This is a genomic window from Streptomyces sp. NPDC111802, from assembly GCF_055634335.1.
Genome location: NZ_JBVKCZ010000052.1, coordinates 1 through 14,164 on the forward strand (window position 1 = coordinate 1; position 14,164 = coordinate 14,164).

Consider the following 14,164-nt stretch of genomic DNA (forward strand, 5'->3'; position numbering starts at 1 on the left):
AAACGCCCGGTTACATTCCGAACCCGGAAGCTAAGCCTTACAGCGCCGATGGTACTGCAGGGGGGACCCTGTGGGAGAGTAGGACACCGCCGAACTCCTTTTAGAGCTCTGGCTCTTGGGCATACCGCCCGAGGGCCAGAGCTTTTTTGAGTTGAGGTAGGGTCAGGGGGCATCGTAGGTACGTTTCCCACAGGAGGCCCCCGGGTGGAGGTCCAGGAGACTCGCGTCCAGACGGATCGAGTGCTCACCATCCCCAACATCCTCAGCATGGCGCGCCTTCTCGGCGTGCCGCTGTTCCTGTGGCTGATCCTCAGGCCTGAGTTCGGTGGGCCGAAGAGTGATGGCTGGGCCCTTCTGGTGCTGGCCCTGAGCGGCGTCAGTGACTACCTGGACGGCAAGCTCGCGCGGCGTTGGAACCAGGTCAGCAGCCTCGGCCGGCTTCTCGATCCGGCGGCCGACCGGCTCTACATTCTCTCGACTTTGGTCGGGCTCACATGGCGCGAGATTCTGCCGATCTGGTTGACCGCTGCACTTCTGGCGCGAGAGCTGGTTCTGCTGGTGATGGTCGGCATCCTGAGGCGCCATGGCTATCCGCCGCCGCAGGTGAACTTCCTTGGGAAGGCGGCTACGTTCAACCTGATGTATGCCTTCCCGTTGCTGCTGCTCAGTGACGGAAGTGGATGGATCCCGTCACTCGCTGCTATTTTCGGATGGGCGTTCGCCGGATGGGGTACAACGCTGTACTGGTGGGCAGGAGTCCTCTACGTGGTACAAGTCCGCCGCCTGGTTCGTGCGGACGCCACGGCCGAGTGAACCCGCCGATTGAATCGGGCCTAGCGCCTCGATGGCCCGCGGCGGAAAAGTGCGGGACAATCTGGATGGGTGAAGTCGGCTAGACCGTCGTCTCTTCGAGGAGGACGCTTCCGACATGAAGGCCGTTGTGATGGCCGGAGGCGAAGGCACACGCCTTCGCCCCATGACCTCAAGCATGCCCAAGCCGCTCCTGCCGGTGGTCAACCGGCCGATCATGGAGCACGTTCTGCGGCTGCTCAAAAGGCATGGGCTGAATGAGACCGTCGTGACCGTTCAGTTCCTGGCTTCGCTGGTCAAGAACTACTTCGGTGACGGTGAAGAGCTCGGAATGGAGCTCACCTATGCCAACGAGGAGAAGCCCCTCGGTACCGCCGGAAGCGTCAAGAACGCCGAAGAGGCGTTGAAGGACGACGCCTTCCTCGTCATCTCCGGCGATGCCCTGACCGACTTCGACCTCACCGAGCTGATCAACTTCCACAAGGAAAAAGGATCGCTCGTCACCGTCTGTCTGACGCGTGTGCCCAATCCGCTGGAATTCGGCATCACGATTGTCGATGAGGAAGGCAAGGTCGAGCGCTTCCTCGAGAAGCCGACCTGGGGTCAGGTTTTCTCGGACACCGTGAACACCGGCATCTATGTCATGGAGCCCGAGGTCTTCGACTATGTCGAGCCCGATGTTCCCGTGGACTGGTCCGGCGATGTCTTCCCGCAGTTGATGAAGGAAGGCAAGCCGATCTATGGGTACATCGCGGAAGGCTACTGGGAGGACGTCGGCACTCATGAGAGCTATGTGAAGGCGCAGGCCGACGTCCTGGAGGGCAAGGTCGACGTCGAGCTCGACGGCTTCGAGATCTCTCCGGGTGTGTGGGTGGCGGAAGGCGCCGAGGTACATCCCGACGCCGTTCTCCGCGGGCCGCTGTACATCGGGGACTACGCCAAGGTCGAGGCCGGTACGGAAATCCGGGAACACACGGTCGTCGGTTCGAACGTCGTCGTGAAGAGCGGGGCCTTCCTGCACAGGGCCGTCGTGCACGACAACGTGTACGTCGGGCAGCACAGCAATCTGCGTGGCTGTGTCGTCGGAAAGAACACCGACATCATGCGTGCGGCCCGGATCGAGGACGGCGCGGTCATCGGTGATGAGTGCCTGATCGGTGAGGAATCGATCGTTCAGGGCAATGTGCGGGTCTATCCGTTCAAGACCATCGAGGCCGGCGCCTTCGTCAACACCTCGGTGATCTGGGAGTCGAGGGGCCAGGCGCATCTCTTCGGTGCCCGTGGCGTCTCCGGAATCCTGAACGTGGAGATCACGCCGGAACTCGCTGTGCGTCTCGCGGGCGCCTATGCGACGACCTTGAAGAAGGGCTCCACCGTCACCACGGCCCGCGACCACTCCCGTGGTGCCCGTGCGCTGAAACGTGCTGTGATCTCCGCTCTCCAGGCCAGCGCCATCGACGTACGGGATCTGGAGAACGTACCGCTGCCCGTGGCCCGGCAGCAGACCGCTCGGGGCAGTGCCGGCGGGATCATGATCCGGACTACGCCCGGGGTGCCGGATTCCGTCGACATCATGTTCTTCGACGGACAGGGCGCCGACCTGTCGCAGGCCAGTCAGCGGAAGCTGGACCGGGTCTTCGCGCGTCAGGAGTACCGGCGTGCGTTCCCGGGAGAGATCGGGGACCTGCATTTTCCGGCGAGTGTCTTCGACTCGTACACCGGGTCGTTGCTGCGGAATGTCGACACGACCGGGATCTCGGAGTCCGGGCTGAAGGTCGTTGTGGATGCGTCGAACGGTAGTGCGGGTCTCGTGCTGCCCAGTCTGCTCGGCAAGCTCGGTGTGGACTCGCTGACCATCAACCCCGGTCTCGATGAGTCCAGGCCCACGGAGTCGGCGGATACGCGGCGGTCGGGGCTTGTGCGGCTGGGAGAGATCGTGGCTTCCGCGCGGGCCGCGTTCGGTGTGCGGTTCGACCCGGTCGGCGAGCGGCTGTCGCTGGTCGACGAGAAGGGGCGGATCGTCGAGGACGACCGGGCCCTGCTGGTGATGCTCGACCTCGTGGCCGCTGAGCGGCGCAGCGGGCGGGTGGCGCTGCCGGTGACCACCACGCGCATCGCCGAGCAGGTGGCGGCGTATCACGGGACGCAGGTGGAGTGGACGACCACCTCGCCGGATGACCTGACCCGGGTCGGTCGCGACGAGACGACGATCTTCGGCGGTGATGGCAGGGGCGGGTTCATCATCCCGGAGTTCAGCAGTGTCTTCGACGGTACGGCGGCCTTCGTACGGCTGATCGGGCTGGTGGCTCGGACGCAGCTCACGCTCAGCCAGATCGACGCGCGCATTCCGCGGGCGCATGTCATCAAGCGGGATCTTGCGACCCCCTGGGCCGTCAAGGGACTGGTCATGCGCCGGGTCGTCGAGGAGGCCGGAGATCGTTTTGTCGACACGACGGACGGCGTGCGGGTCGTGGAGACCGACGGTCGCTGGGTGATGGTGCTGCCGGACCCGGCCGAGGCGGTCACGCACCTTTGGGCCGAGGGACCGGACGACGCGTCCGCGCAGGCCCTGCTCGACGAGTGGGCGGCGGTTGTGGACAGCGCCGGCCGCTGACGCAAGCAGCACACGCGCGTGCCGGACAGGTCTCCCCGAACGGGGCCTGTCCGGCACGCCGGTGGGGCCATTCGGAGGTACTGGTCGCGACGTGCGACGATGTGCGGCATGCCGCAGCAGCCCCCCGTTCGGAGCACACCTACGCCCCCTTCACGCCCGGACGCGTCCATGTCGCTGCTCACCAACGTCATGGATCACAGCCTCGACGACGGGTACGCCGAGGCGGCCACCCGTAAGAAAGCGGCGGGCGGCGGGGGCATGCCCAAGACGCTCAGGGCGAAGCTGGGGCTTGCCGCCGGGCTGGTGCTCGCGGCGCTCGTGGTGACCGTGGGAGCGGCGCAGGCGCGTGTGGCGGCCCCCGTCGTGGCCAAGGAGCGCGAGGAGCTGATCGACCGCATCGACCGGGAGACGGCGGTGGCGGACAAGCTGGAGGAGAGCGTCGACGATCTGCGGGCCGACGTGAGCGCACGGCAGCGCGAGGCCCTGAAGTCGACGGGTGGCGACCAGGCGGAGCTCGTGGGCATTCTTGCGGGCGCTGTCGAGGTTCACGGGCCTGGCGTGAAGCTGGTCGTGAACGACTCCAAGGAAGCCAGCACGGAGGGCGGCACCGATCCACGGGGGGCAACGGGATTCTCCGACACCGGGCGGGTTCGCGACCGTGACATGCAGCGTGTGGTCAACGGGCTGTGGGAGTCGGGCGCCGAAGCCATCTCGATCAACGGACAGCGACTGACAGCCCTGTCGGCGATCAGGGCCGCGGGTGACGCGATACTGGTCGACAACAAGCCGCTGGTTCCGCCGTACACGGTGCTCGCGGTGGGGGACGGTGAGCGGCTGAGCACCAGGTTCCAGGACAGCGCCGACGGGCTTTACCTGCACGCCTTGCAGGAGAACTTCGGCATCCGGACCAGCATCTCCGTGCAGGAAGACCTCCGCCTGCCGGCCGCACCGAGCGTGATCGTACGTACAGCACAGCCGAACACCGAGCAAACCGAGAAGGGCACATCGTGATCGCCGTACTGGGCCTCGTCGTGGGAGTCGTGGCCGGACTGTTGGTCCGGCCTGAGGTTCCGGCGGTCGTCGAGCCTTATCTGCCGATCGCCGTCGTGGCGGCTCTGGACGCAGTCTTCGGAGGTCTGCGGGCCATGCTCGACGGCATCTTCGACGACAAGGTCTTTGTCGTGTCGTTCCTGTCCAACGTGGTCGTGGCCGCGCTGATCGTGTTCCTGGGCGACAAGTTGGGCGTGGGCGCCCAGCTGTCCACGGGCGTCGTCGTCGTGCTCGGCATCCGGATCTTCTCGAACGCCGCGGCGATTCGCCGGCACGTGTTCAGGGCGTGAGGCCGATGAGCAATCACGACGAGACCACGGAGAACAGGCTGCGCAAGCAGCTGCCCGACGAGGTTCCGGCGGACGCGGCCGAGACCGTGGACGCCCCAGAGAGCACGGACACGTCCGAGGAGCGGCCGGAGGCCGGGCTGACCGGGCGGCAGCGGCTCGCACAGGGGCTGTGGCCGCCGCGCGTCACCCGGGCCCAACTCATCGTCGCCCTGCTGCTGTTCGGCCTCGGATTCGGGCTGGCCGTCCAGGTCGCTTCGAACAGCGACAGCGACAGCGCCCTGCGCGGCGCACGTCAGGAAGATCTCGTTCGCATCCTCGATGAACTGGACGACCGTACTCAGCGTCTAGAGGACGAGAAGCAAGGTCTCGAGAAGCAGCGCGACGAGCTGGAGAACAGTTCGAACCAGGCCGAGGAGGCCCGTAGGCAGACGGTCGAGAAGGAGAGGCAACTCGGCATTCTGGCGGGCACCGTGGCCGCGCAGGGACCTGGCATCACGATGACCATCGACGACACGAAGGGCACGGTCGAGGCGGACATGCTGCTCGACGCGATCCAGGAGCTGCGCGCCGCCGGCGCGGAAGCGATCCAGGTGAACGGCGTACGCGTCGTCGCGGGCACGTACCTGACGGATTCCGGCAACAGCGTGAGCGTCGACGGGAACAAGATCAACGCGCCCTATCGTTTCAAGGTCATCGGCAAACCGCAGGACCTCGAACCGGCGCTCAACATCCCTGGAGGCGTGGTGCAGACCCTGGAGAAGGAGCAGGCCACCGTGACGATCGAGCGGTCGGACAAGATCGTCGTGGACGCCTTGCGAGCGGCGAAGCGGCCTGACTACGCTCGGTCGTCCTCGCAGTGAACCGGGGGTGCATGGGGGACGTCCGGGGAGGGCATGAGGTTGCGGGGGGTCGGCGCACCGAATGGGTGGTGCGTGGTGGAAACTGTCTGGTGGAGACGGACGTTGTGAAGATGTCCGGGTCGGTCAGAGAGTGCAGTCAGGGTTCGTCCTGCCCCACGGGCGGGTCTGTTTCGGTCAAGGGGAATCGCCCGTGAAGTTGTTTGCGAAGTTGTTCGGCAAGAGCGCGCGAGAGGGTAGCGACAACGCGACCGCTCGTCACCGCGCACAGGGGGACGATGAGGGCCAGCGCCCGCTGTTCAGGGACCAGGTGGCTGGACCGGGCGGCGACATTTCCGGAGGTCAGGGCGCGCCGTCAGTTGACCCTGCCCAGTCCGGCGGCATAGGTTTCGGGCAACCGTCAACCTCAAGTACGGGTGGAGGGTTTTCCCCGATGTCGGCCCTGGTGTGTACGAGGTGCGGTAACCGCAACGCGGAGAACAGCCGCTTCTGTTCCAACTGCGGCGCCCCGCTGCGAGGCGGCGCCGCGCCCGAGCGTCCGTCCGAGACGACCTCCACGATCTCCATCTCCGGTCTTGAGGCCTACGACGCCGAGGCCACCGGTCAGACGCCGATCCCGGCGCTGTCGCCCGAGGCACAGGCGGCCGTCGACGCGCTGCCGCTGGGCTCCGCGCTCCTGGTCGTGCGCCGCGGGCCGAACTCGGGCAGCCGGTTCCTCCTGGACGGTGATCTGACCACCGCCGGTCGCCATCCGCAGAGCGACATCTTCCTGGACGACGTGACGGTCTCGCGCCGGCACGTGGAGTTCCGTCGCGCTCAGGACGGCTCGTTCACGGTGGCCGACGTCGGCAGCCTGAACGGCACGTACGTCAACCGCGAGCGGATCGACCAGGTCGCGCTGAACAACGGTGACGAGGTGCAGATCGGCAAGTACCGGCTGGTCTTCTACGCGAGCCAGCGGGGCTACTGACCCTCCCCCGGAGCCCGTCCGGGGAGACCCAGGGAAGGTCCATGCTGAAAACACCGAGCGGCGGTGCCCGTCACGGCACCGCCGCCACGGACGGTCGGCTGATGAGCATCGGCACGGTGCTGAACGTGCTCCGCGAAGAGTTCCCTGACATCACCATCTCCAAGATCCGCTTCCTGGAGTCGGAGGGCCTGGTCGACCCGCAGCGGACCCCCTCGGGGTATCGCAAATTCAGCGCGCAGGACGTCGAGCGGCTCGGTCACGTCCTGCGGATGCAGCGGGACCACTATCTGCCGCTCAAGGTGATCCGGGAGCACCTGGACGCCATGGAGCGCGGCGAGGCGGCACCGCTGCCGGCTCTGTGCCGCCAGCGGGACGGCGAAACGGTCCTGGAGCCCATGGAGGGACCCACAGCGGCCCGGATCGGGCGGGCCGAGCTGCTCGCCGCGGCCGAGATCGCTGAGCGGGAACTCGTGGAGTGGGAGTCGTACGGCCTGATCAGCCCGCTGCCGGACGGGGCGTACGACGCGGAGGCGGTCACGGTGGCCTCGCTCGTGGCCGAGCTGGGGCGGTTCGGGATCGAGCCAAGGCATCTTCGGGTGATGAAGGGCGCCGCCGACCGCGAGGCCGGGCTCGTGGACCAGGTCGTCGCGCCGCTGAGGCGGCACCGCAATCCGCAGACCAGGGCTCATGCCGAGGCCCGTGCCAAGGAGCTGGCGGGGCTCACGGTGAAGCTGCACGCCGCGCTGGTGCAGACGGCCCTCGGAGTGCGGCTGCCCTGAGCGGGGCAGGCCCCGGGGAGACCGGATCGGCCACCCGTTCCCGGCCCGACTACCCAAACGTCCCGAGCACGGCCTAGGGTTGCTGTGTGAACGAGCTCGATGTCGTAGGTGTCCGGGTCGAAATGCCCTCCAACCAACCGATCGTGCTCCTGCGCGAAGTGGGAGGCGACCGTTACCTCCCCATCTGGATCGGGCCGGGGGAGGCGACGGCGATCGCCTTCGCCCAGCAGGGCATGGCCCCCGCGCGACCGCTGACCCACGACCTGTTCAAGGACGTGCTGGAGGCCGTCGGCCAGGAGCTCACCGAAGTACGCATCACGGACCTGCGTGAGGGCGTCTTCTATGCGGAGCTGGTCTTCGCCAGCGGCGTCGAGGTGAGCGCCCGCCCGTCCGATGCCATAGCGCTGGCCCTGCGCACCGGAACGCCGATCTACGGCAGCGACGGAGTGCTCGACGACGCCGGCATCGCGATCCCGGACGAGCAGGAGGACGAGGTGGAGAAGTTCCGCGAGTTCCTCGACCAGATCTCGCCGGAGGACTTCGGCACCAGCAGTCAGTGAGGCGGCGTGGGCGGTGCCGGGCGGACTCGCGGTCCGTGATGGCGCGGCCCACAGTCGGTTACGGCTCAAATGCCGGCATTTGCCAACGGCGAGCGAGAGCGTCCTGCGGCCTGTCCCGAGCGCATTCGGCTAGCCTTTCCCCGCGGTGGGGTGCGGGAAACCACTCCTAGGGTGATTATCACTCGGCGTGCCGAGTGTGGCGATCGTTGACGCACCCCGGGTGACTGCCTACCGTCGAGAAGGCAGGTCAAGGACGGAGGTCGGCGTGAGAAGCAGCGGCGACGGTACGGCTGGGGGTGCTCCCGAGCGCAGTCTCGGGGCGAGCGGCCCGTACCCGCTTCACGGCAGCGCGGATCACGCTTCTCAGCGACCGACGGCCGTGCCGAGCAGCGGTGGAGGGGCGGCGTCCATGGCGACCGAGGAGATCGGCTATCGCGGTCCGACGGCCTGCGCGGCCGCAGGCATCACGTACCGGCAACTGGACTACTGGGCGCGCACCGGCCTCGTCGAGCCGAGCGTGCGGCCCGCTTACGGGTCGGGGACGCAGCGGCTGTACAGCTTCCGGGATGTCGTCGTCCTGAAGATCGTCAAGCGCTTCCTCGACACCGGTGTGTCGCTCCAGAACATCCGTACCGCCGTGCAGCATCTGCGGGAGCGGGGCTTTCGTGATCTTGAGCGTATGACGCTGATGAGTGACGGTGCGACGGTGTACGAGTGCACCTCGCCCGACGAGGTGCACGCGCTGCTCCAGGGTGGGCAGGGGATCTTCGGGATCGCCGTGGGTGTGGTGTGGCGGGACGTGGAGAGCGCGCTGTCGCAGTTGCACGGGGAGCGGATCGACACCGGGGAGACCCTCGTCGGCCACAACCCGACGGACGAGCTGGCTCGGCGGCGTAACCGGGCGGTCTGAGGCCCTGGGCGGGCTTCGCCGAGGCGCCTCGTGGTGATCGGGCGGGACAGGGCGGCCGACGGCCCCTTGGCGGACATGGCCGGGCATCGTCGGTCAGGGTGCTGTTGGTCAGGGCATTGTCAGTGGTGTGAGGCAGCATCAGAGGTGTGAGAAACGCGCCCACGATCCTGCATCTCGACATGGATGCCTTCTACGCCTCGGTGGAGCAGGCATCCAAGCCGAGCCTGCGCGGGAAAGCCGTGATCGTGGGTGGTCTCGGTCCGCGTGGAGTCGTCGCCACCGCTTCCTACGAGGCCCGGGTCTTCGGGGTTCACTCGGCGATGCCCATGGCGCAGGCGCGAAGGCTGGCGCCGAACGCCGCGTACCTCGTGCCGCGCTTCGGGATCTACCGCGACGTCAGTGAGCAGGTGATGGCGCTGCTGCGTGAGCTGTCGCCGCTGGTGGAGCCGTTGAGCCTGGACGAGGCGTTCGTGGATCTGGAGGCCGGGGAAACGGCCTGGGACGAGGCGTCGGCGCGGCTGGTGGGGACGAAGCTGCGCGGCGACATACGGGCCGTCACCGGGCTGGCGGGATCGGTGGGGCTGGCCGCGTCCAAGATGCTCGCGAAGATCGCCTCTGAGCAGGCCAAGCCCGATGGGCTGGTGGTGATCGAGCCGGGGACCGAGCGGGCGATGCTCGGGCCGATGTCGGTGCGGACCCTGCCCGGGGTGGGGCCGGCCACCGGGGACCATCTGCGGCGGGCCGGGATCCATACGGTGGAGGAGATCGCCGAGGCGGGTGAGGACGAGCTCGTGCGACTGCTGGGGAAGGCGCACGGACATGCCCTGTACGCGATGGCTCTGGCGCACGACGAGCGGCCTGTGGTGGCCGAGCGGGAGACCAAGTCGGTGTCGGTCGAGGACACGTACGACGTGGACATCCACGATCGGGTGCGGGTGGGGCTGGAGGTGCAGCGGCTGGCCGATCGCTGTGTGCGGCGGCTGCGCGGGGCCGGGTTGTCCGGGCGGACGATCGTGCTGAAGGTGCGGCGCTACGACTTCTCGACCTTGACCCGGTCCGAGACCTTGCGTGGGCCCACGGATGATCCTGCCGTGGTGCGGGAGGCCGCCGCGCGGCTGCTGGACTCCGTGGACACGACGGGTGGCGTGCGGCTGCTGGGGGTCGGGGTGAGCGGGCTGGCCGACTACACGCAGGAGGACCTGTTCGCGCAGGCTGCGGGGGTGCGGGTGGAAGAGACGGCGGAGGACGGTGAGGAAGAGGTTGCGGTGGCCCGGCGGGCCGAGGGCGTGACCGAGCGGCGGTGGCATGCGGGGCACGATGTGCGGCACGTCGAGTTCGGGCACGGGTGGGTGCAGGGGAGCGGGCTCGGGCGGGTGACCGTGCGGTTCGAGACGCCTGGATCGGAGCCGGGGCGGGTGCGGACGTTTCGGGTCGATGATCCGGGGCTGGAGGTGGCGGAGCCGCTGCCGTTGGTGGAGGGCAGGGCCGGAAAGGGTGGGGTAAGCGGGGAGTCCGGGGCTGATGGGAAAGCTGGTGCTGATGGGGGTCTGGGGGCGGGGGAGTCGCCTGTGATGCCTGGGTCTGGGTAGGGCGGCGGCCGGCCGCGGTCAGGGATGCGGATGCGGGGCCCTGGGGCCGTTGTTGTCGGGGCCCTCCGTGCCTGCCAAGTTGCCGAAGTCCCGGTCGGGAGGCGGGGGCGGGGCGGCGACGTCCAAGCCGTAGTGATGGTAGAGCTGGAGTTCTTGTTCCGGAGAGAGGTGGCGGCCTACCCCGAAGTCGGGGGCGTCCTTGATCAGGGTGCGGTCGAAGGGGACGTGGAGGGTGCCTTCCACCAGTTCGCTGGGCTCCAGGGGGACGAAGGCGTCCCGGGAGAACAGGCCCGTGCGTATCGCCGCCCATTCCGGCACTCCGGTGGCGTCGTCGAGATAGACCTCGTCGATCGTGCCGATCTTGGTGCCGTTGCGGTCGAAGGCCTTGCGGCCGATCAGATTGCGCGGATCGATGTCGGTCTGCACGGGCCCTCCACTTGGTCGCAACTCATCCGTAAGCACTACGAAAAGGCACATTGGGAAGTGCGGCCACTCGAAGGGGCGTGCGTTGACCTCGCTGGTAGGCTTGCAAACGGCTGCTGACCCCGTGCGGGAGAGTCCTCCGGACACCATCGGAGGCGCCGAAGGAGCAAATCCTCCCCGGAATCTCTCAGGCCCACGTACCGCACGGACGAGGTCACTCTGGAAAGCAGGGCGGGTGCCGACGGCTTCCGCTCTCACCGACGGTGAAAGCCGGGCGCCCTTGGGTGACCCGGTGAAGCTCTCAGGTTGAGATGACAGAGGGGGAGGCCGTCCGGGTACCCGCGCAAGGGTGCCCCTCGAAGGTCGTGTCAGACCAGGAGGCCTCCGCAATGACCGCCCATCGCATTCCGCTCTCCGAGCTCGAGCAGGGTATTCCCTTCGAGCAGCGTCATATCGGTCCCGATCATGAGGCTCGGGCCAAGATGCTCGCCCAGGTCGGGTACGGCTCGCTGGACGAGCTCACCGCCGCCGCGGTGCCGGACGTGATCAAAAACGCCGACTCTCTCGATCTGCCGGGGGCGCGTACCGAGCCCGAGGTGCTGGCCGAGCTGCGGTCGCTCGCCGACCGCAACCAGGTGCTGGACCCGATGATCGGGCTCGGCTACTACGGCACCTTCACCCCGCCGGTCATCCTGCGGAATGTCATGGAGAACCCGGCCTGGTACACCGCCTACACGCCGTACCAGCCGGAGATCTCGCAGGGACGGCTCGAAGCCCTGCTGAACTTCCAGACCATGGTCGCCGAGCTCACCGGGCTGCCGACCTCCGGTGCCTCGCTGCTCGACGAGGGGACCGCGGCGGCCGAGGCATTGGCGCTGTCCCGGCGCATGGGCAAGAACAAGAAGGGGCTCTTCCTGGTCGACGCCGATGTGCTTCCGCAGACCATCGCCGTGATCGAGACCCGGGCCGAGCCGACCGGTGTGGAGGTCGTGGTCGCCGACCTCAGCGACGGCATCCCGGCCGAGCTCGCCTCGCGTGAGATCAACGGCGTACTGGTCCAGTACCCGGGCGCCTCCGGTGTCGTACGCGACATCAAGTCCGTCATCGACCAGGCCCACGAGCTCGGTGCCCTCGTCACCGTCGCCGCCGATCTGCTCGCGCTCACCCTGCTGAAGTCGCCCGGTGAGCTCGGGGCGGACATCGCGGTCGGGACGACGCAGCGGTTCGGTGTGCCGATGGGCTTCGGCGGACCGCACGCCGGATACATGGCCGTACACGAGAAGTTCGCGCGCAGCCTGCCGGGGCGGCTGGTGGGCGTGTCCGTGGACGCCGACGGGAACAAGGCGTACCGGCTGGCGCTGCAGACGCGTGAGCAGCACATCCGGCGGGAGAAGGCGACCAGCAACATCTGTACCGCTCAGGTGCTGCTCGCCGTGATGGCCGGGATGTACGCCGTCTACCACGGGCCCGAGGGGCTCAAGGGCATCGCGCGGCGGACCCATCGGTACGCCACGATCCTCGCCGCGGGGCTCACGGCCGGGGGCGTCGAGGTCGTGCACGGCTCCTACTTCGACACGCTGACCGTGCGGGTGCCCGCGAAGGCCGCCGAGATCGTCGCCGCCGCCCGGGACAACGGCGTCAACCTGCGCCTCGTCGACGCCGACCACGTCTCCATCGCCTGCGACGAGACCACCGCGCGGGCCCAACTGGGCGCCGTATGGACGGCGTTCGGGGTCGAGGGGGACATCGAGGCGCTGGACGCGGCGACCGAGGACACCCTTCCGGGCGGCCTGCTGCGCAGTGACGACTACCTCACGCACCCCGTCTTCCACCAGCACCGCTCCGAGACGGCGATGCTGCGCTATCTGCGCCGGCTCGCCGACCGTGACTACGCGCTCGACCGCGGCATGATCCCGCTGGGCTCCTGCACGATGAAGCTCAACGCCACGACCGAGATGGAGCCGGTCACCTGGCCGGAGTTCGGGCAGCTGCACCCCTTCGCGCCCGCCGAGCAGGCGCAGGGCTATCTGACGCTCATCCGCGAGCTGGAGGAACGTCTCGCCGAGGTCACCGGCTACGACAAGGTGTCGCTCCAGCCGAACGCCGGGTCGCAGGGTGAGCTGGCCGGGCTGCTCGCTGTGCGCGGGTACCATCGGGCCAACGGTGACGAGCAGCGGACCGTGTGCCTGATCCCGTCCTCCGCGCACGGCACGAACGCCGCGAGCGCCGTGATGGCCGGCATGAAGGTCGTCGTCGTGAAGACCGCCGAGGACGGCGAGATCGACGTCGAGGACCTGCGGGCGAAGATCGAGCAGTACCGCGACGAGCTGTCGGTGCTGATGATCACGTACCCGTCGACGCACGGTGTGTTCGAGGAGCACGTCGCCGACATCTGCGCGCAGGTGCACGAGGCCGGCGGGCAGGTGTACGTCGACGGCGCGAACCTCAACGCGCTGGTGGGGCTTGCCAAGCCGGGCCACTTCGGCGGTGACGTCTCCCACCTGAACCTGCACAAGACCTTCTGCATCCCGCACGGCGGTGGCGGTCCGGGCGTCGGCCCGGTCGGTGTGCGTGCGCACCTGGCGCCGTACCTGCCCAACCACCCGCTGCAGCCCGCCGCCGGGCCGGAGACGGGCGTCGGCCCGATCTCGGCCGCGCCGTGGGGCTCCGCGGGGATCCTGCCCATCTCCTGGGCATACGTCCGCCTCATGGGCGGCGAGGGGCTGAAGCGGGCCACGCAGGTGGCCGTGCTGTCCGCCAACTACATCGCCAAGCGGCTGGAGCCGCACTACCCCGTGCTCTACACCGGGCCCGGCGGGCTCGTCGCGCACGAGTGCATCATCGATCTGCGGCCGCTGACCAAGGCGACCGGGGTGAGCGTCGACGACGTGGCCAAGCGGCTCATCGACTACGGCTTCCATGCGCCGACGATGTCGTTCCCGGTGGCCGGGACGCTGATGATCGAGCCGACCGAGTCCGAGGACCTGACCGAGATCGACCGGTTCTGCGACGCGATGATCGCCATCCGTGCGGAGATCGAGAAGGTCGGGTCGGATCAGTGGCCCGCCGACGACAACCCGCTGCGGAACGCCCCGCACACCGCCGGTGCGCTCGGCGGGGAGTGGGAGCACGCGTACAGCCGTGAGGAGGCCGTGTTCCCGGCCGGGGTGTCGGCCGCCGAGAAGTACTGGCCGCCGGTGCGCCGTATCGACCAGGCCTTCGGCGACCGGAACCTGGTGTGCTCCTGCCCGCCGTTGGACGCCTACGAGGACTGAGAATCAGTCGGTGAGTGAGTGAAGGGCTCCGCCCCGG

Annotated in this window: 11 protein-coding genes, 1 rRNA gene, 1 pseudogene and 1 riboswitch; of the genes and pseudogenes, 12 read left to right on the top strand and 1 reads right to left on the bottom strand. The window is 68.2% G+C overall.

Annotated elements, in window-relative coordinates:
• The 11 genes and pseudogenes from rrf to ACZ7NC_RS38195 all read left to right on the top strand — a co-directional run.
• Nucleotides 1–95 (top strand): 5S ribosomal RNA (gene rrf, locus ACZ7NC_RS38145); the annotation flags it as partial.
• Nucleotides 96–204: 109 nt separating this feature from the next.
• Nucleotides 205–813 (top strand): CDP-alcohol phosphatidyltransferase family protein, encoded by a 609-nt coding sequence (locus ACZ7NC_RS38150; RefSeq protein WP_471495514.1) that lies wholly within the window; start codon nucleotides 205–207, stop codon nucleotides 811–813.
• 115 nt (nucleotides 814–928) lie between these two features.
• The gene (locus ACZ7NC_RS38155; protein WP_471495516.1) at nucleotides 929–3,424 is read left to right on the top strand and encodes a sugar phosphate nucleotidyltransferase; all 2,496 of its coding nucleotides are present in this window, start codon (nucleotides 929–931) and stop codon (nucleotides 3,422–3,424) included.
• Between the two features lie 108 nt (nucleotides 3,425–3,532).
• Nucleotides 3,533–4,435, top strand: coding sequence for a DUF881 domain-containing protein (locus ACZ7NC_RS38160; protein ID WP_471495518.1), 903 nt, complete (start codon nucleotides 3,533–3,535; stop codon nucleotides 4,433–4,435).
• On the top strand, nucleotides 4,432–4,764 hold the full coding sequence (locus ACZ7NC_RS38165; protein ID WP_003988855.1) for a small basic family protein: 333 nt from the start codon (nucleotides 4,432–4,434) through the stop codon (nucleotides 4,762–4,764). The genes ACZ7NC_RS38160 and ACZ7NC_RS38165 overlap by 4 nt, the downstream gene beginning before the upstream one ends.
• Before the next feature lie 5 nt (nucleotides 4,765–4,769).
• Nucleotides 4,770–5,624, top strand: coding sequence for a DUF881 domain-containing protein (locus ACZ7NC_RS38170; RefSeq protein WP_471495520.1), 855 nt, complete (start codon nucleotides 4,770–4,772; stop codon nucleotides 5,622–5,624).
• Nucleotides 5,625–5,685: 61 nt separating this feature from the next.
• Nucleotides 5,686–6,591, top strand: coding sequence for an FHA domain-containing protein (locus tag ACZ7NC_RS38175; RefSeq protein WP_471495522.1), 906 nt, complete (start codon nucleotides 5,686–5,688; stop codon nucleotides 6,589–6,591).
• A 41-nt stretch (nucleotides 6,592–6,632) separates the two neighbouring features.
• A complete protein-coding gene (gene ftsR / locus ACZ7NC_RS38180; RefSeq protein WP_471495524.1) occupies nucleotides 6,633–7,370 on the top strand; it encodes a transcriptional regulator FtsR in 738 nt (245 codons plus the stop codon).
• A gap of 86 nt (nucleotides 7,371–7,456) precedes the next feature.
• Nucleotides 7,457–7,930, top strand: coding sequence for a bifunctional nuclease family protein (locus ACZ7NC_RS38185; protein ID WP_004002801.1), 474 nt, complete (start codon nucleotides 7,457–7,459; stop codon nucleotides 7,928–7,930).
• A 265-nt stretch (nucleotides 7,931–8,195) separates the two neighbouring features.
• A complete protein-coding gene (locus tag ACZ7NC_RS38190; RefSeq protein ID WP_471495526.1) occupies nucleotides 8,196–8,840 on the top strand; it encodes a MerR family transcriptional regulator in 645 nt (214 codons plus the stop codon).
• Nucleotides 8,841–8,986: 146 nt separating this feature from the next.
• Nucleotides 8,987–10,333 (top strand): annotated as a pseudogene (locus tag ACZ7NC_RS38195) (DNA polymerase IV); the annotation flags it as partial.
• A 114-nt stretch (nucleotides 10,334–10,447) separates the two neighbouring features.
• On the opposite strand, the gene ACZ7NC_RS38200 reads toward ACZ7NC_RS38195, so the two are convergent.
• Nucleotides 10,448–10,855, bottom strand: coding sequence for a PRC-barrel domain-containing protein (locus ACZ7NC_RS38200; protein WP_471495528.1), 408 nt, complete (start codon nucleotides 10,853–10,855; stop codon nucleotides 10,448–10,450).
• A gap of 114 nt (nucleotides 10,856–10,969) precedes the next feature.
• Nucleotides 10,970–11,065, top strand: a riboswitch (glycine riboswitch).
• A 176-nt stretch (nucleotides 11,066–11,241) separates the two neighbouring features.
• Between ACZ7NC_RS38200 and gcvP the strand changes: the two genes are divergently transcribed.
• Entirely contained in the window at nucleotides 11,242–14,127 is a 2,886-nt protein-coding gene (gcvP, locus tag ACZ7NC_RS38205) for an aminomethyl-transferring glycine dehydrogenase (protein ID WP_471495531.1), read from the top strand.
• The last annotated feature ends 37 nt before the right edge of the window (nucleotides 14,128–14,164 follow it).